The 18,007-nt window shown below is 67.7% G+C and carries 21 protein-coding genes; 11 read left to right on the top strand and 10 right to left on the bottom strand.

What is annotated here, in order from left to right; genetic code table 11:
- A complete protein-coding gene (locus BLT03_RS23830; RefSeq protein ID WP_175537699.1) occupies positions 1–549 on the top strand; it encodes a hypothetical protein in 549 nt (182 codons plus the stop codon).
- Between the two features lie 86 nt (positions 550–635).
- Here the strand turns inward: BLT03_RS23830 and BLT03_RS07845 are convergent, their stop codons facing one another.
- From BLT03_RS07845 to BLT03_RS07815, 7 genes are all read right to left on the bottom strand, one after another.
- On the bottom strand, positions 636–1,469 hold the full coding sequence (locus BLT03_RS07845; RefSeq protein WP_092742993.1) for a shikimate dehydrogenase family protein: 834 nt from the start codon (positions 1,467–1,469) through the stop codon (positions 636–638).
- Between the two features lie 64 nt (positions 1,470–1,533).
- On the bottom strand, positions 1,534–2,931 hold the full coding sequence (locus BLT03_RS07840; protein ID WP_092742093.1) for an MFS transporter: 1,398 nt from the start codon (positions 2,929–2,931) through the stop codon (positions 1,534–1,536).
- Between the two features lie 143 nt (positions 2,932–3,074).
- Positions 3,075–3,458 (bottom strand): hypothetical protein, encoded by a 384-nt coding sequence (locus tag BLT03_RS07835; RefSeq protein ID WP_092742091.1) that lies wholly within the window; start codon positions 3,456–3,458, stop codon positions 3,075–3,077.
- 60 nt (positions 3,459–3,518) lie between these two features.
- Positions 3,519–3,941, bottom strand: a complete 423-nt coding sequence (locus BLT03_RS07830; RefSeq protein WP_245711287.1) for a hypothetical protein — start codon at positions 3,939–3,941, stop codon at positions 3,519–3,521.
- Positions 3,942–4,013: 72 nt separating this feature from the next.
- Entirely contained in the window at positions 4,014–4,343 is a 330-nt protein-coding gene (locus BLT03_RS07825) for a hypothetical protein (protein ID WP_092742089.1), read from the bottom strand.
- A 6-nt stretch (positions 4,344–4,349) separates the two neighbouring features.
- Positions 4,350–4,901: an STM3941 family protein gene (locus BLT03_RS07820; protein ID WP_092742087.1), complete on the bottom strand. Its 552-nt coding sequence runs from the start codon at positions 4,899–4,901 to the stop codon at positions 4,350–4,352.
- Positions 4,902–4,918: 17 nt separating this feature from the next.
- Positions 4,919–6,343, bottom strand: a complete 1,425-nt coding sequence (locus tag BLT03_RS07815; protein ID WP_092742085.1) for an FAD-binding oxidoreductase — start codon at positions 6,341–6,343, stop codon at positions 4,919–4,921.
- A gap of 136 nt (positions 6,344–6,479) precedes the next feature.
- Here BLT03_RS07815 and BLT03_RS07810 point away from each other — a divergent pair, with 136 nt between their 5' ends.
- The 8 genes from BLT03_RS07810 (at position 6,480) to BLT03_RS07775 (ending at position 13,684) form a co-directional block, all read left to right on the top strand.
- Positions 6,480–7,208, top strand: a complete 729-nt coding sequence (locus tag BLT03_RS07810) for a TetR/AcrR family transcriptional regulator (protein ID WP_092742083.1) — start codon at positions 6,480–6,482, stop codon at positions 7,206–7,208.
- A gap of 93 nt (positions 7,209–7,301) precedes the next feature.
- Complete coding sequence (locus BLT03_RS07805) at positions 7,302–8,297, top strand: Bug family tripartite tricarboxylate transporter substrate binding protein (protein ID WP_092742081.1); 996 nt, start codon at positions 7,302–7,304, stop codon at positions 8,295–8,297.
- On the top strand, positions 8,294–9,796 hold the full coding sequence (locus BLT03_RS07800; protein ID WP_092742079.1) for a carboxylesterase/lipase family protein: 1,503 nt from the start codon (positions 8,294–8,296) through the stop codon (positions 9,794–9,796). The genes BLT03_RS07805 and BLT03_RS07800 overlap by 4 nt, the downstream gene beginning before the upstream one ends.
- 83 nt (positions 9,797–9,879) lie before the next feature.
- Positions 9,880–10,653, top strand: a complete 774-nt coding sequence (locus tag BLT03_RS07795; RefSeq protein WP_092742077.1) for a GntR family transcriptional regulator — start codon at positions 9,880–9,882, stop codon at positions 10,651–10,653.
- Positions 10,650–11,459, top strand: coding sequence for a transporter substrate-binding domain-containing protein (locus tag BLT03_RS07790; protein WP_092742075.1), 810 nt, complete (start codon positions 10,650–10,652; stop codon positions 11,457–11,459). The genes BLT03_RS07795 and BLT03_RS07790 overlap by 4 nt, the downstream gene beginning before the upstream one ends.
- Before the next feature lie 68 nt (positions 11,460–11,527).
- Positions 11,528–12,190 carry an amino acid ABC transporter permease gene (locus tag BLT03_RS07785; protein ID WP_092742073.1) on the top strand — a complete coding sequence of 221 codons (663 nt, stop codon included), beginning with the start codon at positions 11,528–11,530 and terminating at the stop codon, positions 12,188–12,190.
- 53 nt (positions 12,191–12,243) lie between these two features.
- A complete protein-coding gene (locus tag BLT03_RS07780) occupies positions 12,244–12,897 on the top strand; it encodes an amino acid ABC transporter permease (RefSeq protein WP_092742071.1) in 654 nt (217 codons plus the stop codon).
- On the top strand, positions 12,881–13,684 hold the full coding sequence (locus BLT03_RS07775; RefSeq protein WP_092742069.1) for an amino acid ABC transporter ATP-binding protein: 804 nt from the start codon (positions 12,881–12,883) through the stop codon (positions 13,682–13,684). Before BLT03_RS07780 ends, BLT03_RS07775 begins: the two co-directional genes overlap by 17 nt.
- Positions 13,685–13,785: 101 nt before the next feature.
- On the opposite strand, the gene BLT03_RS07770 is transcribed toward BLT03_RS07775, so the two are convergent.
- Positions 13,786–14,169 carry an EF-hand domain-containing protein gene (locus BLT03_RS07770; RefSeq protein ID WP_092742067.1) on the bottom strand — a complete coding sequence of 128 codons (384 nt, stop codon included), beginning with the start codon at positions 14,167–14,169 and terminating at the stop codon, positions 13,786–13,788.
- A 166-nt stretch (positions 14,170–14,335) separates the two neighbouring features.
- Between BLT03_RS07770 and BLT03_RS07765 the strand changes: the two genes are divergently transcribed.
- Entirely contained in the window at positions 14,336–14,908 is a 573-nt protein-coding gene (locus BLT03_RS07765; protein WP_092742990.1) for a cob(I)yrinic acid a,c-diamide adenosyltransferase, read from the top strand.
- 21 nt (positions 14,909–14,929) lie between these two features.
- On the opposite strand, the gene BLT03_RS07760 is transcribed toward BLT03_RS07765, so the two are convergent.
- Together BLT03_RS07760 and scpC are read right to left on the bottom strand one after the other, a co-directional pair.
- Complete coding sequence (locus BLT03_RS07760) at positions 14,930–15,352, bottom strand: hotdog fold thioesterase (RefSeq protein WP_092742065.1); 423 nt, start codon at positions 15,350–15,352, stop codon at positions 14,930–14,932.
- A gap of 97 nt (positions 15,353–15,449) precedes the next feature.
- On the bottom strand, positions 15,450–16,967 hold the full coding sequence (scpC, locus tag BLT03_RS07755; RefSeq protein WP_092742063.1) for a succinyl-CoA:acetate CoA-transferase ScpC: 1,518 nt from the start codon (positions 16,965–16,967) through the stop codon (positions 15,450–15,452).
- 285 nt (positions 16,968–17,252) lie between these two features.
- On the opposite strand from scpC, the gene BLT03_RS07750 reads away from it, so the two are divergent.
- The coding region (locus BLT03_RS07750) for a DUF6531 domain-containing protein (RefSeq protein WP_245711286.1) at positions 17,253–18,007 on the top strand (755 nt) is incomplete at its 3' end.

Below are 18,007 nucleotides of genomic sequence, written 5' to 3'. Positions count from 1 at the left end.
GTGGCATTGGCTACGGAAGACGCGTTAAGTGAAGCCATCGGCCAGCGGCTTTTGCTGGAGTTACCAGTGGTCGTGACCTTGAATCTTTTGCTGAGAAAGAACGGTTTTGGCTATCTGCGTTCAGGCATGCCCAAATGGAGAGAGTTGGCGAAGCGACAGGCGGTGTTGATCATCACCGATCTTGACCGTTTGAGCTGCCCTCAGAAATTGGTAGAGGGTTGGCTGGGAAGCCAGCCAGCGCCGGAAAATTTGCTGTTGCGCGTTGCGGTGCGGGAAGTGGAGTCATGGGTCTTGGCCGACCATGACGCGTTGCGCAAGCTGTTGGGTTCCAAAAGAAAATTGCCCGTAGCTCCTGACACTCTGCCCGACCCTAAAAGCCATCTTCTAACACTGGCTAAGGGTGCCAGCCGATCTGTACGAGAGGATCTGGTTCAGCAAAATGGCTCGGTGGCAAGCCAAGGGATTGCATATAACAACCGGCTCACTGCCTGGGTGCATACGGAGTGGAGCCCTGAAAGAGCATCGCAACGCTCCCCCAGCCTGCAGTGAGCCAGAATGCGTTTGAGGGAATTGCTCGTCTCGCCACGGCAAGTGTGAAGCTGCCGCAGCCGATGTTCTTGGCCGAGCAGTAAATCTCAATACACGATGCACGCCACGGCGCGCAGCGCTTCGGGCGTGGCGCTGCCCCAGCCGAAAAATTCCAGGTAGGCGGGAATCATCTCGAACAGCATGTCGGTGCCTTCCTGCACCGGGCAGCCGCGGGCCATGGCGGCCTGCAGCAGTGGTGTGTGGGCCTGCGACATCACGACCTCGCCCACGAAGGTGCCGGGGGCGATGCGGTCCACGTCGAAGGGCAGGGGATCGTCCTTGCGCATGCCCAGCGGCGTGGCGTTAACGATGAGGTCGAACCCTGCCAGGTCGTTGCTGCCCTGTGCCGTGCGCAGGGCTGGGTAGTGCTGCCGCAGCCGATCGGCCAGCGCGCCCGCGCGCTGGGCCTCCGTGTCGAACAACGCCAGCTCGGCCACGCCGGCGGCCGCCAGCGACGCGGCGATGGCCGATCCGACGCCGCCGCAGCCGGACACCAGCGCACTCCGGCCGGCCAGGGCAAGGCCCTTGCGCTGTACGCCGCGCACGAAGCCTGCGCCGTCGAACTGGTCGCCCAGCAGCCGCCCGTCGGGCAGCCGCAAGATCGCATTGCAGGCACCCGCGATGCGGGCCGTGGGCGTGAGCGCATCCACCAGCGCCAGCGTGCTCACCTTGTGCGGCATGGTCACCAGCGCGCCGTGCCAGTTGCTCATGCGCCGCAGCACCTGCAGCGTGGCAGGGTAATCCTCGGCCTGTACGCCCATGGGCACCACGAGGGCGTTGATGCCCTGTTGCGCAAACCATGGGTTGTAGATCATCGGGGCCTTGAAGGCCTCGGTCGGGTAGCCCAGGTGGGCGATCAGGCGGGTGCTGCCGTTGATGATCTGGTGCATGGCGGGACTGCGGTGCGCCTGGCGGGGCGTCGTGAAGGGGATCGTTGCAACGGCGTCATCGGCCGCCTGGGTGGCTGCGCAGGGTCTCCTGGCGGGCCTGTTCGTACGCGGCAGCGGACAGGGGCTGGGCGCCGGGTTGGCCCAGGTCCTTCGTGGGGATGCGGAAGGTTTCGCGGGCCGACCAGGCGGCCAGCGCCGCGACGGCCGTCACCGCGAACGCGATGGCACCCACGGTGGCGGGCACGTTGGCGGACCCCGGTGGCGCCACGGCCGCGAACAGCGCGGGCAGCAGGGCGGTGAGCGTGGTGCCCACGTTCTGCGAGATCGCCATCGAGGTCACGCGGGTGCGGGCCGGGAACAGCTCGGGATAGAAGCTGGGGAACACCGCGTTGTACCCCTGGTAGACCACGCCCCACATGAGCAGCGACATGCCGATCGCCAGGGGCACGTGGTGGATGCTGATGGCGTAGAGGTACAGAAAAGCCAGCAGCCCCGACAGCAGCGCCCCCACGATGATGGGCGGGCGCCGGCCGATGCGGTCCGACAGGTTGCCCACGTGCGGGATCACGAGCACGGCCACGATGTTGCCCAGCACGGGAATCCACAGGTACACGCTTTTGTCCATGCCCACGCCATAGCCCGGCTGCACGGCGTAGGCCGCGCCGAACACCGTCGCCACGACCGGAATCACGTTCATCAGCGCCATGCAGACCACGCGCAGCATGTTCGCCCCGTTCTCCTGGAACGCCTGCACGATGGGCGCGCGCGGCACGGCGCCCTGCCGGCGCTCGGCGGTGAACACGGGCGTTTCCTGCACTTCGCGGCGGATGTAGTAGCCCACCAGGATCACAATGAAGCTCAGCAGGAAGGGAATGCGCCAGCCCCAGGTGTTGAACTGCTCGGCCGGCAGAAAGTACGCCAGCGGCAAGAACACGGCCGCCGCCAGCACCTGACCCGCCTGCACGCCCTGCAGCGCGAAGCTGGCGTAAAAGCCCCGGCGCCCGGGCGGTGCGTGTTCCAGGATCATGGAACTGGCCCCCGAGATTTCTCCCGCCACCGCAAAGCCCTGGATCAGGCGAAGCACCACGAGCATCGCCGGCGCCAGCAGGCCGGCCTGTGCGTAGGTGGGCAGCAGCCCCACCGCCAGGGTCGACAACCCCATCAAGAACATGCACAGCACCAGCACCTGTTTGCGGCCATGGGTGTCGCCCCAGTGGCCCAGCACCAGGGCGCCGATGGGCCGCGCCACATAGCCCACGCCGTAGGTGGCCAGCGACGCCACGATGGCCGCTGTCGGGTTGCCCGCGGGGAAGAAGATCTGCGGAAAGATCAGCGAGGCGGCGGTGGCGTAGATGAAGAAGTCGTAGTACTCCAGCACCGAGCCGATCCAGCCACTAGCGGTGGCCTTGCGCGTTTGCTGTAAGCCGCTGTCGGCGGCGCTGTGGTCTGGCATGGACTTGTCTCCCCTGTTTGGAATCGTTCGGCGGGCGCTAAGGCCTGCGGTGGGCGTTTTGCGGAGCATCTCATGCATTGGGCTGCGTTTTTGTCACTCCGTGCGTGAGATTCGTTTCACCGAACAACAAGACGCGGACTGCCTCAGACCTGCCCATCAGCTTTGCGTTCGAGATCCTTGGCGTACCGGTGGCTCACAACGCCCAGAACCAGTCCGAAGACGATGAAGCCCAGTCCGAACGCGTGGCCGAACCCGAACCATGACCCCTTTCCGCTGCCCGAGAACGCGATGAACAAAGCGCCGGCCAGGATGAAGAAAATGGGTGCGAGAAACCGGTTGCGCCGCTGCGCGGCCAGAACGACGCTGCTTTGCGCGACCTGCGAGTCCAGCGTGCGCGCCTTGGTCTCGCAAGCGCCGTGGCAGCAGATGGAATGGCCCAGGTCCTTCACGCAGGTCGGGCAAAGCCCTTTGTTGCAGGCACGGCATGTGCCGATGGCGTCCGTGTCCCGGTGGACGAAGCACTTCATGGGACCTCCTGGTGCAGGGTTGAAACGATGAAGGGTGCAGGCATGGGCCCAGCAGGGCGATCAGGCGTCCGCGCAAGGGATCGGCGGCGCGTGAATGTCCTGCCAGCTGTCGATGGCGCCCAGCGCCACTTCGGTTTCGGACTCGATGCCTTGCGCAGCGAAGGTCTTTCGATACACGAGCACGCCATCGCCGAACCGGAAGGCCTCGGCAAACCCTTTGGGGAGCACTTGCAGCCGGGCGATCTTCCAGGCATCCACATCGATGAGCGCAGCGCAGGTGATGGGCCCTTTGGCGTAGTCGGTGGTCAGCCATTCCTGCGCGGCAAGGAAGCGCGAGTCGGCCGACCACTGCAGGGGCTGCCCGAAGATTCGATTCGGCACGGTGCGGGCATCGATCGACAGGCGAAAGTATTCAGGACCGAATCGGATCTCGCCTTCGAAGCGCAGCGCCGCCCGATGGGTTCCGTTGGGAGAACGAGCCATGTGTTGCATCGCAGGAAAAGAAGGGGCTGAGATGGGTGCCATCGCTATGACGGGCCGCCGGGCAAAAGGCCATCACTTGAAAAGAAGGCGGACGATTCCGACGAGCAAAAGCACCAGGCCGAACGGCAGAAACCACCAGAGCATTCCCAGGGTCGAGGCGGTGCCCCGCAGGCTCCACGCCAGCAGTCCCAGCGCGACGCCGCCGATGCCCATGAGCAGGAACAGAAACCCCCCGACCTTTTCCGACGCGTCGCCGAACAGGTGCTCGTCCGAGTCTCCCATCTGCATCGCGAGCAGGCCGAAGGGCACGGCGGAAAGCAGCAAGGCCCATCGGGGCGCATCGAGCTTGGCGGCCAATCCGGGCGGAATGGCCAACGCGATGAGCAGCAGGATTTTGAACATCGCGGTTCAACCGGCAATCGCCGCAGTGGGATCGGACTCCGATCCGCCATGCACCCCGCGGCGATTGCCGCTCTGCCGGTGATGCCAGGCCAGTGCCCGTCCCAGTTCCTGGGGGTGGTAGCTCAGGCCCGCCAGCGCCACGGTGTAATCGCCGCCCGAGAGAAGTCGCCGTGTCTTGCTGACCCGCCTGCGCCGCTCGGGCACTGCATGGTCCGCCATATCCACCAGGATGCGCTGCTCGTCCAGGTCCAGCGTTACCCGCTCGATCTCCTGCCACGGCACCAGGCCGTTCCCGCCCCGGACATCGTTCAGCCCGTGTGAATCGATGATCACGGCGGGTTGAAGGTCATAGAGGGCCTGGACCACGGCCTTTCCCAGCGTGCCCCCGACGCAGAAGGTTCCGAATGCCGAGAGCCCGGCGATGAAAGTGACCAGCCGGTCTCCGGTGAACATGAGAAAGACCGAATAGATGCAGATGACCAGCATCAGGACGGTGAACGGCAGGGAAAAAACGAGCGTCCAGCGCCGGCGGCGCAAGGTCAGTCGTTTCTCAGCCATGGCTTCGGCCGCCCGTGTCACATCGCAAAGATCTTCCCGGGGTTCAGGATGTTCTTGGGGTCCAGCGCCTGCTTGATGGCGCGCATCATGTCCACCGCGCCTGCACCGGTCTCGTCCAGCAGGAAGCCCATCTTGTGCAGGCCCACGCCGTGCTCGCCCGTGCAGGTACCGCCCAGGCGCAGAGCCCGCGCGACGAGCTGGTGGTTCAGGTTCTCGGCGGTCAGGCGTTCTTCGGCGCTGTCGGGGTCGATCAGGTAGCCGAAGTGGAAATTGCCATCGCCCACGTGGCCGACGAGAAAGTAAGGAATGCCGCTGGCGTCGGCTTCGGTCACCGAGTCGAGCAGGCAGTCGGCCAGGCGGCTGATGGGCACGCAGGTGTCGGTGCTGATGGCGCGGCAGCCCGGGCGGCTTTGCACGGCGGCGAAATAGGCGTTGTGCCGCGCGGTCCACAGGCGGGTGCGCTCTTCGGGGGTGGTGGCCCATTCAAAGGCATTGCCGCCGAACTCGGCCGCGATCTCCTGCACCACCTCGGCCTGCTCCTTCACGCCGGCGGGCGAGCCGTGGAACTCCATGAGCAGCATGGGTTCTTCGCGCAGGCCCAGCTTGCTGTGGGCGTTGACCATGCGCACGGTGTGCGCGTCGATCAGCTCCACGCGCGCGATCGGCACGCCCAGCTGGATGGTCTGAATGGTGGTGCGCACGGCGGCCTCGATGCTCGGGAAAGAGCAGATGGCGGCCGACACGGCTTCAGGCAGCGGATACAGGCGCACGGTGACTTCGGTGATCACGCCCAGCGTGCCTTCGCTGCCCACCATGAGGCGGGTGAGGTCGTAGCCCGCGGCGCTCTTCTTGGCGCGCGTGCCGGTGCGGATGGTCTCGCCGCTGGCCGTCACGACTTCGAGCGCCAGCACGTTCTCGCGCATGGTGCCGTAGCGCACGGCATTGGTGCCGCTGGCACGGGTGGCGCACATGCCGCCGATGCTCGCGTCCGCGCCCGGGTCGATGGGAAAGAACAGCCCGGTGTCCTTGATGGCATCGTTGAGTTGCTTGCGCGTGATGCCAGGCTGCACGGTGACGGTGAGGTCGTCGGCATCCACACTAAGCACGCGGTTCATGCGGTTCACGTCGATGCTGATGCCGCCCTGCACGGCCAGCAGGTGGCCTTCGAGCGACGAGCCCGCGCCGTACGGAATGACCGGCACGCCATGCCGGGCGGCCAATGCCACGGCGTCGGCCACGTCCTGCGTGGTCTCGGCGAACACCACGGCCGATGGCGGCGGCGCCTTCAGCGAGCCTTCGTCGCGCCCGTGCTGTTCGCGCACGGCCTGTGCGGTAGAGCACTGCGCACCGAAGCGCGCGGAAAGCGCGTCGAGCAGGGCTTGGGGGACGGGGCGCAGCTGGATTTCGGGAAGCAGGTGCGTGGCGGCGGCAGGGGCGTTCATGGCGTGTCTCCAGGCATATTCATCGTGTATGCGGTTTTTCATTGTAGGCAGCGCGGCCGGGCCGGGTATGCCCGGGATTGACCCCTGCGCAGCGGCCTATTTACATTACGTTCGAAATGTATAACGTTTGCTGCCGATGATCCACCGCACGCTTCGCAGGGCCGTTCCCAGCCGCACGCATGCCGAGCGCAGCGCGGCCACTCAGCAGCACCTGATCGCGACGGCCATCGAGGTCATCCAGTCGCGCAGCTTCGAGGCCATGTCGATCCACGAGCTGGCCCGCACGGCGGGCATGACGTCGGGGGCCGTGCAGCATCACTTCGAATCGAAGGCCGTGCTGATGATGCGCGTGCTGAGCGAGCTGATCGCCGCCGAAGACCGCGAAGGGCTGCTGTGGCCCGCCGCCTCGCTGCCGGCGCTGCAGCGTGCGCAGCATTTCGTGCAGTCCGCGTGGAACCTCGTCTATGCGCAGCCGCGTTTCATGGCGGCCTGGAACATCTACCTGGGCAGCCGCAACCAGCCCGAGGTGGTGCAGCATATCGCAGCGCTGCGCCAGACGCTCAATGCGCGCATGCATGCGGGGTTCTTCGAGGCGTTTCCCGAGCTGGCCGGCGATCCGCAGCGCGAGGGCTTCGTGGGGCTGGTGTTTTCCACGCTGCGCGGCCTGGGCCTGCTGGAGATGTTCCGCCCGGCCGACGAAGCCGGCTTGTCGCAGCTCGATTGCCTGGCCACGCTGATCGCACAGCGCTGCGAGTGCCTTGGCGATGCTGCGCCAACGGCATCACCGACATCACCGGCGGCGAGGCGCTCGCGCATACCCACGTCCCAGCCACCGGTTCAAAAAGAAAAAGCGCGCCGGGCATAGCGGTGCACTCGGCCTACGCCTGCGCCCGGCCAGGCGCGCTGTGGCGGCACCCGCGGTATCCGGCATCCACCACGACCCCAGGAGACAAAACCCATGGACCCCCATAGCCCCGCGGCGCTGCGCACCATCGCCGGCGCTGCCCTTCTTTCGCTGGCGGCTGTGGCGGCCGCCCAGCCGGCGGCTTATCCATCGAAGCCGATCCAGCTCATCGCGCAGCAGCCTCCGGGCAGTGCGTCCGACGCCATGACGCGCGCGTGGGCCGACTGCGCCGCACGCGAGCTGGGCCAGCCGGTGGTGGTGCAGAACAAGCCCGGGGCCAATGGCATCCTGGCCGTCAACGCGCTCAAGTCGCAGCCGCCGGACGGCTACACGCTGATGACCATCGGCATGTCGCAGATGACCATCACGCCCTACGTCTACAAGCAACCGCCTTACGACCCGCCGCACGACTTCGCCAGCGTGGCGGTGCTCGGCAGCACGCCGCTGGTGCTGGCGGTCCCGGCGGGGCAGGGCGTGACCCGGCTGGCGCAACTGGCCGACCTGGCCAGGGCGCAGCCGGGCGGGCTCGACTTCGGATCGCCCGGCAAGGGCAGCCCCGCGCACCTGCTGACCGCCGCATTGCTCGAACGCATGGGCGTGGCGGGCACGCACGTGCCGTTCGTGGGCGAAGGCGCGGGCCTGACGGCGCTCATGGGCCAGCAGATCCATGCGATGACCCTGGTGATCGGCACGGCCGCGCCCCACGCGAAGTCCGGCAAGCTCGTGCCCCTGGCGGTGTTCGCGCCGCAACGGTCGCCGCTGCTGCCCGATGTGCCCGCGATCGGCGAGGCCTTCCCAGCCGCCCAGGACCTGGCCCGCACCGCGTGGATCGCGGTGGTGGCCCGTGCCGGCACGCCGCCCGCGCTGGTGGGCGCGCTCAATGCCGCCACCGAAAAATGCCGCAGCAGCGACACCGCTTACCGCACGCGCATGGAAGCCATGAACGTCACCCTGGGGCCTTCGGTTCCCGGCGATGCGCGCGCCTGGGCGGCGCGCGATACTGCCGTCTGGAAGCCGTTGATCGACAAATTGGGATTGGCCACTGAATGACTTTGGATACCGTGCCGAGCGTGCACCTGGCCCACGGCGGTGGGCTGCGGGGGCGCCATGACCGTGGCGTGACCGTGTTCCGGGGCGTGCCCTACGCGCAGGCCCCGCAGGAAGCGCTGCGTTTCGCTGCCCCCGAGCCCGCCGATGCCTGGACAGGCCTGCGCGATGCCACGGCGTTCGCGCCGGTGCCGCCGCAGTGGCCCCGTGGCGGCGGCGCCAACGCCCGCATGCTCGGCGGTGCGGATTGCCTGGCCCTGAACGTGTGGACCCCTGAGCCGCGCGCGGGGGCGAACCTGCCGGTGATGGTGTGGATTCCCGGAGGCGGCTTCCTGCGGGGCGGTGCGAGCGACCCGCTGTACGACGGCGCCTCGTTCGCGCACCAAGGCATCGTTCTCGTATCGCTGCAGTACCGCCTGGGGGTGGACGGCTTCATGCACTTCGGCGGCGAAGCGCCGGCCAACCGGGGCCTGCTCGACATCCTGGCCGGGTTGCGCTGGGTGCGGGAGCACATCGGCGCGTTCGGCGGCGACGCTGACCGCGTGACGGTGTTCGGCGAATCGGCCGGCGCGGGCGCCATCGCCTGCCTGATGGGCATGGAGGCCGCGCAGGGCCTGTTCCACCGCGCCATCCTGCAAAGTCCCAGCGTGGCCTGCCAGACGGTGGCCGAAGCCGACGTGGTGCGCGTGGCCGTGGGGCAACTGCTGGGCGTGCCGCCCACGCTGCAGGGCCTGGGCAATGCGCCGCTGGCCGATGTGCTGTTCGCCGTGCACCGCCTGGCCGAAGACGAAGCCCTTCGCGACCGGCACGGCTTCAGCCGCCGCACCTTGTTTCCGCTGCGCCCGGTGATCGACGGGCAAGTGCTCGCGCAGGCGCCGCTGGCCGCATTGCACCGCCGGTGGGCAGTGCCCCAGCGCCCGGCCTTGCAGGTGCTGGTGGGCAGCAATGCCGAGGAAATGCGCCTGTACCACGTGCCGAACGGCGCCATCGACCGCATCACGCAAGAAGACGTCACCGCCTTCATGCGGGACACGGGCCTGCCGGCCGCCGCCCGCCAGGCGTATGCGGCGCTGCCCGCATGCCAGGGGGGTGCCCATGCGGGCGAAATGCTGTGCGCCATGCAGTCCGACTACTACTACCGCGTGCCTGCGCGCCGCATCGCGGCCCTGGCCGCCGCGCACCGGCTGCCGGTGCACCTGTACGAACTGGAATGGCGCTCGCCGCAATGCAACGGGCAACTGGGCGCCGCGCATGGCATGGACCTGCCGTTCGTTTTCGGCAACCTCGACACCTCCACCGGCCGCGAACTCGCCGGCAAAGCCGCGCCCCAGTCGCTGGCCGATGCCATGCACGGCGCCTGGGCCGACTTCGCCAGGCTGGGCGATCCCGGCTGGCCCGAGCATGTCCCCGCCACGCCCTGGATGCAGTTCTTCAACGACTTGGGTTGGTGCGGTCCGGCGCCGGCCTCTGCCGCCATGAAGGCGTGGGACGGCGTGCTGTGAGCTGATCCCGCGCAGGCCAGGCGCCAAACTGGTGCATCTGGCTTGTATACCAGTTGGCACGGAACCTGCGTAGTTCCGTGGCAATGACCAGCGCCACCGAAATCAGCAACCGCATCATCGAAGCCGTGATGGCGCAAAAGCTCGCTCCCGGCTCGCGCCTGGGGGAGCAGCAGCTCGCCATGCTGTTCGATTGCAGCCGCACCATCGTGCGCGAGGCGCTCACGCGGCTGTCCACCCGCGGCATCGTCACCGTGAGCGCGCGGCGCGGCTGGTACGTGATCGAACCTTCGGAAGACGAGGCGCGCGAAGCCTTCGAAGCCCGCCGCGTGATCGAGCTTGGCCTGCTGCACCAGTTGAAGACCGTGGACAAGGCCGCGGTGCGCAAGCTGCGCGCCCACCTGCAACGCGAAAAGGCGGCACTGGCCGGCACCGACGTGGGCGCGCGCAGCTTCCTGCTCGGCGACTTCCACGTGTGCCTGGCAGAGTGCCTGGGCAACGGCCTGCTGGCCGACACGCTGCGCGACTTCACCGCGCGCACCACGCTCATCGCCATGCTCTACCAGTCCTCGCACGATGCGGCGCAATCGTGCGAAGACCACGTGCGCATCGTCGAAGCGCTGGAGGCGGGCGACATCGCCCGGGCCGAGGCGCTGATGGCCGAGCACATCGGCTCGGTGCAATCGGCCCTGCGCCTGCAGGCCAGCCCCGATCCGCTTGAACACCTGCGCAGCGCGCTGGCGCCCGTGCGCACCGGGCGCGCTGCAGGCGCATCGCCTTCTTCCGATTCGTCCACCGCTTCCCCATCCCCCGCCGCGTCCCCAGGCGACGCATCCACCTACCTAGGAGCCTTGCTATGACCTTCGCCACCCGCTTTCTCTCCCGCCGCCTGGCCCTGGGCCTCGTGGCCGCCGCCGGCCTCGTGTGCGCCGTCGTGCCCGCGCAGGCACAGACCGCTTTGGACGACATCATGAAGTCCAAGACGATCAAGATCGCCATTCCCACCGACTACCCGCCCTACGGCTTCGTCGGCACCGACCTCAAGCCCCAGGGCCTGGACATCGACATGGCCGAACTGATCGCCGCCAAGCTGGGCGTGAAGGTGGAACTGGTCGCGGTGACCAGCGCGAACCGCATTCCGTACCTGCAGACCAAGAAGGCCGACCTCGTCATCTCCACGCTGGGCAAGAACCCGGACCGCGAGAAGGTCATCGACTTCACCTCGGCCTATGCACCGTTCTACCAGGCCGTTTTCGGACCGAAGTCGCTCACCGCCAAGGCCTGGACCGATCTGGCCGGCAAGAGCGTCGCGGTCACGCGCGGTGCGATGGAAGACCAGGAACTCGCCAAGGTCGCGCCGCCCAGCATCGACGTGAAGCGCTTCGAGGACAACAACGCCACGATCGCCGCCTTCGTGGCTGGCCAGACGCAGTTCGTGGCCACCAGCGCCTCGGTGGCGGGCAACATGATGCAGAAGAACCCGCAGCTGCAGGCCGAATACAAGCTGCTGCTGAAAGACAGCCCGTGCTTCATCGGCCTGCCCAAGGGCGAAGCCGCGCTGATGGCCAAGGTCAACGAAATCATTGCCAGCGCCAAGAAGAGCGGCGAGCTGGACACCATGGCCAAGAAGTGGCTCGGCCGCCCCGCTGGCGATCTGCCGATCTGAGCCTGCCCAGGCCCTATCGCCCAGTCGCATTCCCTGACCTGTTGACCCGTTGACCTGATCGGCCCCCCATGCGCATCGAGTTCGACTTCATGGCCGTGCTGTCGCAGTGGCCGTTGCTGGCCACCGGCGTGGCCTGGACCTTGGCCCTCACGGCGGTGGCGACCGTGGTGGGCATGGCCGTGGGCATCGCGTGCGCCTGGGCACGGGCCAGCGGGCCGGCGGCGCTGCGCTGGCCGGTGGGGGCGTATGTGGAGCTGATCCGCAACACGCCGTTCATCGTTCAGCTGTTCTTCATCTTCTTCGGGCTGCCGGCCGCGGGCGTGAAGCTCTCGCCCGAGACCGCCTCGTTCATCGCCATGGTGATGAACCTGGGTGCCTATTCCACCGAGATCATCCGCGCCGGCATTCTTGCCACGCCGCGCGGCCAAGTCGAAGCGGCGGTGAGCCTGGCGCTGTCGCGCGTGCAGGTGTTCACGCGCGTGGTGCTGCCACCCGCATTGCGCAAGGTGTGGCCGGCCATGGTGAGCCAGATCGTCATCGTCATGCTCGGCTCGGCGGTGTGCAGCCAGATCTCGGTGCAGGACCTGAGCTATGCCGCCAACCTGATCCAGAGCCGCAACTTCCGCGCGTTCGAATCGTTCATCGTGGCCACGGCCATCTACCTGGTGCTGTCGATCGCCCTGCGCCGGTTGCTGCACTGGCTCGGCCCGCGCTTTCTCTTCGGCCGCTGAACGCGGACCGATGCCGCACACGCGATACAGACACCTTCAGCAAGGACAGCGAGATGGTCGATTTCACCCTCTGGGACATTCTGCGCAACCTGCTGCTCGCCGCGCGCTGGACGGTCGTGCTCTCGCTCATCGCCTTCGTCGGCGGCGGGCTGGTGGGCGGCCTGCTGCTGGTGGCGCGGCTCACGGGCGGGCGCGCGGTGGAGCGCGCCGTGGGCCTGTACGTGCAGGTCTTTCAAGGCACGCCGCTGCTCATGCAGCTGTTTCTTTCGTATTTCGGGCTGGCGCTGGTGGGGCTCAACGTGTCGGCCTGGACCTCGGCCGCCGTGGCGCTCACCCTCTACACCAGCGCGTTCCTGGTGGAGATCTGGCGCGGCTGCGTGGCCTCGGTGCCCAAGGGGCAGTGGGAGGCCTCGGGCAGCCTGGCCCTGTCGTTCGGCGAGCAGATGCGCCACGTGATCCTTCCGCAGGCGATCCGCATCGCCACGGCGCCCACGGTGGGCTTTCTGGTGCAGGTGGTCAAGGGCACGGCCCTGGCCTCGGTGATCGGCTTCGTCGAACTCACCAAGGCCGGCGGAATGATCGCCAACACCACCTTCAAGCCCTTTGCCGTCTTCGCCTGCGTGGCGCTCATCTACTTCGTGCTGTGCTTCCCCGTGAGCCTGTACGCGCAATACCTTGAAAGGAAGTTCCATGGCCAACGTCGCTGAAACCCTGGCCGATGTCCCCGCCGTGGCAGCCCCCGCGCCCGTGGCGGCCGGCCGGCCCATCGTGCAGATCACCGCGCTGCGCAAGTCCTACGGCACCAACGAGGTGCTCAAGGGCATCGACCTCACGGTGCAGCCCGGCGAAGTGATCGCCATCATCGGCAAGAGCGGTTCGGGCAAGAGCACGCTGCTGCGCTGCATCAACGGGCTGGAGACCTTTCAGGACGGCGCACTCACCGTGGACGGCAAGCCGCTGCTGCACGAAAGCGCCATGGCCATGCGCGAGCTGCGCCAGCGCGTGGGCATGATCTTTCAGAGCTTCAACCTGTTCCCGCACCTCTCGGTGGGCCGCGACGTCATGCTGGCCCCTACGCTGGTCAAGCAGCGGTCGCAGAAAGACGCCGCCGCCCAGGCCGCCAAGCTGCTGGAGCGCGTGGGCCTGGCCGAAAAATTTGATGCCATGCCCGAACAGTTGTCCGGCGGCCAGCAGCAGCGCGTGGCCATCGCCCGTGCATTGGCCATGGAGCCCGCCGTGCTGCTGTGCGACGAGATCACCTCCGCCCTCGACCCCGAGCTGGTGGGCGAAGTGCTGCGCGTGGTGGAGTCGCTCGCCCGCGAAGGCATGACCCTCTTGATGGTCACGCACGAGATGGCCTTCGCCCGCAAGGTGAGCAACCGCGTGATCTTCATGCACCAGGGCCGCGTGCACGAGATGGGCCCGCCGCAGGACCTGTTCGGCGATCCGCAGACGCCGGAGCTGCGGCAGTTCCTGTCCTCGCTGAACGACTGACGGCGCGGCGCGGGCACACACGCATCAAGGCCCGCATGCCTCCCAGCATGCGGGCCCGTCGGGGTTGAATGGAGTTCGTGTGGTAGTTGCTCCGGGTGGCGTCAGGAGTGGGCGCCAGCCTCGAATTCCGAGCGCGAGAGGGCACCGTTGTGGTCCTTGTCGAGCTCCTTGAAACGGTTGCCGATGGCGGGCAGTCGGGCTGCCTCCGCCAGGCTCAGCTGGCCGTTCTTGTCGCTGTCGACGCGGTCAAACGCGCCGGATGTGGGTTGTGCGGTCGTCTGTGCGCCGCCGAAAGTAGCGCCTTTGGCGCCAGGGTGCAGGCCCATGGAGGTGCCCGACGAGGTCTGGTTGGGTTGATTGGAGGGCGAGGTGAGGGTGGGGGAGGCGGTCTGTGCGTGCACTGCGGCGCCTCCCAGGGTGATCGCCGCGAACAGCATCACGCTGCGGGTGTCGAAGGGAAGGGACCGTCGTTGCTGGGCTGCCATGGGTTCACGCTCCGTGAAAGTTGAACAGGGTTGTATTGCACCGCAACATGCGGTGCCCGGCCAGCGTTTTTGCCCGCTGTTGCCGCGATACACATTTGCCTGCCGGTTGTAACGCACAATGCCCGCGGCCGCCTCTGGCGCGGCCCGCAACCCACAAGGAACAGCCATGGGCAACCGACTCACACAGATCGCCACGCGCACCGGAGACGACGGCACCACGGGCCTGGGCGACAACTCCCGCGTCTCCAAAGACAGCCCGCGCCCCCACGCCATGGGCGATGTGGACGAACTCAATTCGCACATCGGCCTGCTGCTGTGCGAGCCGCTGCCGGACGGCGTTCGCACGCTGCTGTCGGACGTGCAGCACCAGCTGTTCAACCTGGGCGGCGAGCTTTCCATTCCCGGCTACGAGCTGCTGAAAGACGATGCGCTGGCGCAGCTCGACGAGGCACTGGCCACCCACAACGCGGCGCTGCCGCGGCTGGCCGAATTCATTCTCCCTGCCGGCACGCGGGCGGCGGCGCAGGCCCACATCTGCCGCACGGTGGCCCGGCGTGCCGAGCGGTCGGTGGTGGCGCTGGGCGCGGCCGAGGCCATGCGCGATGCGCCGCGGCGCTACCTCAACCGGCTGTCGGACCTGATGTTCGTGCTGGCGCGCGTGCTCAATCGTCTGGATGGCGGGGACGACGTGTACTGGAAAAGCGAGCGCATGGCGCGGTCCGAATCCGCGCCTGAATAAATCAAACCCTTCGCGGCGAGATCAGCGCGGCGCCAGCATGGCGATCGTGAGGCGCGACACGCATGTCAGTTCGCCCTCGTCGTTGACCATGTCGATCTGCCAGACCTGCGTGGTGCGGCCGATGTGCACCGGCTTGGCGGTGCCGGTCACCCAGCCGCTGCGGGCGGAGCGCAGGTGGTTGGCGTTGATGTCCAGGCCCACGGCGTGCCAGCCTTCCGGTGCGGCGTACACAGCGCCCACCGAGCCCAGGGTTTCGGCCAGCACCACGCTCACGCCGCCGTGCAGCAGGCCGTAGGGCTGCTTGGTGCGCGCATCGACCGGGACGCGGGCGCGCAGGAAGTCGTCGCCGATTTCGGTGAACTCGATGCCGAGGTGGGACACGGCGGTGTCTTCGCTGCCGGCCTGGATGATGGACAGATCGATGGGGCGCTTCCAGATGGACATGGGGGTTCCTTGCATGCGATGGGAGAAGCCTGGCCCGCGGCGCGGGGCCGGGAAAGTGGGCCGGATTATCCAGCGGTCGCAGCGGCGGGCGAGTCGCTCAGGCGCGCATGGTGCCGGTCTGCAGATAGCGCTCGTGCCACGACAGCGCCTCACCCAGCAGATGGGGCGTATGGCGCCCGCCGCCGCTGGCTTCGGCGCGGGCCACGTAGTCGCGCAGCGCGGGGCGGAAGTCCGGGTGCGCGCAGCGCTCGATCACCACGCGCGAGCGCTGCGAGGGCGACAGCCCGCGCAGGTCGGCCAGGCCCTGCTCGGTCACGATGACCTGCACGTCGTGCTCGGTGTGGTCCACGTGCGAGGCCATGGGCACGATGCACGAAATGGCACCGCCCTTGGCCAGCGACGGGGTGAGGAACATCGACAGGTAGGCGTTGCGCGCGTAGTCGCCCGAGCCGCCGATGCCGTTCATGATCGACGTGCCCATTACGTGCGTGGAGTTCACGTTGCCGTAGAGGTCGGCCTCGATCATGCCGTTCATGGAGATGAGGCCCAGGCGGCGGATCAGCTCGGGGTGGTTGCTGATCTCCTGCGGGCGCAGCACGATGCGCTCGCGGTAGAAGTCGAGGTTGCGGGTGAACTCCTCGGTGGCTGCGGGGCTCAGCGAGAGCGCCGTGGCCGAGGCGCTGTCCAGCTTGCCCGAGCGCAGCATGTCCAGCATGCCGTCCTGCAACACCTCGGTGTAGGCCGTCATGTGGTCGAACGGGCCGTGGTTCAGGCCGGCCAGCACGGCGTTGGCGATGTTGCCCACGCCGGACTGCAGCGGCAGCAGGCCGGGCGGCAGGCGCCCCTTGGCCACCTCGTGCTGCAGGAACTCGATGATGTGCGCTGCGATGCGCTGGGAGGTGTCGTCCGGCGGGGCGTAGGCCGAGTTGCGGTCGGGCGCATGCGTGGCCACCACCGCCACCACCTTGGCCGGATCGCAGCGCAGATAGGGCTCGCCGATGCGGTCGGCCGGGCGCACCAGCGGGATCGGCACCCGGTTGGGCGGCAGGTCGGTGCCGTAGTAGATGTCGTGCATGCCGTCCAGCCCCTCGGGCTGCCAGCTGTTGACCTCCAGGATGATGCGGTCGGCCTGGTCCAGCCAGGTCTTGTTGTTGCCCACCGACGAGGACGGGATCAGCCGCCCGTCCGGCAACACGCCCGCCACCTCGATCACCGCCACGTCCAGCTTGCCCCAGAAGCCGAACCACACGTAGGGCGCCACGTGCGACAGGTGCGCATCGACGTATTGCATCTGCCCGGCGTTGATCTGCTGGCGGCAGGTCGGGTCGGACTGGTAGGGCATGCGCATGCTGATGCCGCCCACCTTGGCCAGCGCGCCGTCCAGCTCCGGCGCGGTGGAGGCGCCCGTCCACAGCCCGATGCTGAACGGCTCGCCCGCCGCATGCAGCCCTTCGATGCGCCGCGCGAGGGCGGTGGGCACGGCCTTGGGGTAGCCCGCGCCGGTGAAGCCGCTCATGCCCACGCGCGCGCCGTTGGGGATCAGTTCGGCGGCCTGCTCGGCCGTCATGGTGCGTTCGCGCAGCAAGGGGTTGAGAACGCGGCTGGGTGGGGTCATGGGAGGGATTCCTATGCAAAAAAGCTCGCATAGCGTAACCCGCTTGATGAGTCAATGGCTGCGAGGATGTATTCGGTGCTTTTCTGAAAGTCAACTATTTTTCGTTACTTTCAGTCGTTTTCCCCCAGTAGACGTCGGTATCTTTCCATCTGCCGGGATATGATCGCCGCCGCTTCAAGTTCGCAGTTGCTACGCGCCTACCGCCTTAGGTAGCGTCATCCAAGCCTTGCCCACACCTATCCTTCCTTGAAATCGGCAGCGAATCCCCCGAGAAAGAACGACAGCATGAGTGGCAAACCAGCGGCGCGGCAAGGCGACATGACCAAAAAGGGCGGGCCCATCGTCCAGGGCTCGGCCACCGTGCTCATCGGCTCGGCGGGGGGCGTGGCCTGCTCCGTGTGCCCCGGCGGCATGGCGGTGGGCAGCCCCGTCAACCCGGCGCTGGGTGCCAAGGTGCTGATGGGCGGGGACGAACTGGACTTCAGCCTGCCCGGGCCCATGCCGCTCGTGTGGCAGCGCCAGTACAGCAGCTACGTGAACGAAGAACACGGCGCAAGCTGCGGGCTGCTGGGCTACGGCTGGAAGCTGCCCATGGAGCTCGGCCTGCAGCTGCAGGCCGAGCGCACCGTGCTGCTGGACACCGGCGGGCGGGCCATCACCTTCGGCGAAGCCCTGGAGCCTGGCCAGGCGCTGTACAGCGCCAGCGAAGACCTGTGGCTGCTGCGCGGCGGTGGCGCAGGCGGCACATTGCCCGCAGGCGCCCCCCTCTCGCGCACCCCGTGCGAGCTGCAGCCCTGGGCCTGGCAGCCGCGCTGGGCCCACGTGCCCGAAGAAGTGCGGGCCGATCCCCGGTGCGTGATCGCCGCCTCGGGCAGTGGCAGTGGCAGTGGCAGTGGTAGTGGTAGTGGCAGCGGCGGCGCCGTGTGGCTGCTGTGGCCGGGCACGAACGGCCACCACCGACTGGGCCAGGTGCTGGACCGCTTCGGGCGCAGCCAGCACTACTGGCACGACGACACCGGGCGGCTCACTGGCATCACCGA

The sequence above is a fragment of the Paracidovorax valerianellae genome (genome assembly GCF_900102625.1).
Classification (GTDB): domain Bacteria; phylum Pseudomonadota; class Gammaproteobacteria; order Burkholderiales; family Burkholderiaceae_C; genus Paracidovorax; species Paracidovorax valerianellae.
Note: the sequence above shows the minus strand (reverse complement) of the source record. Positions and strands in the feature narration are given on the sequence as shown.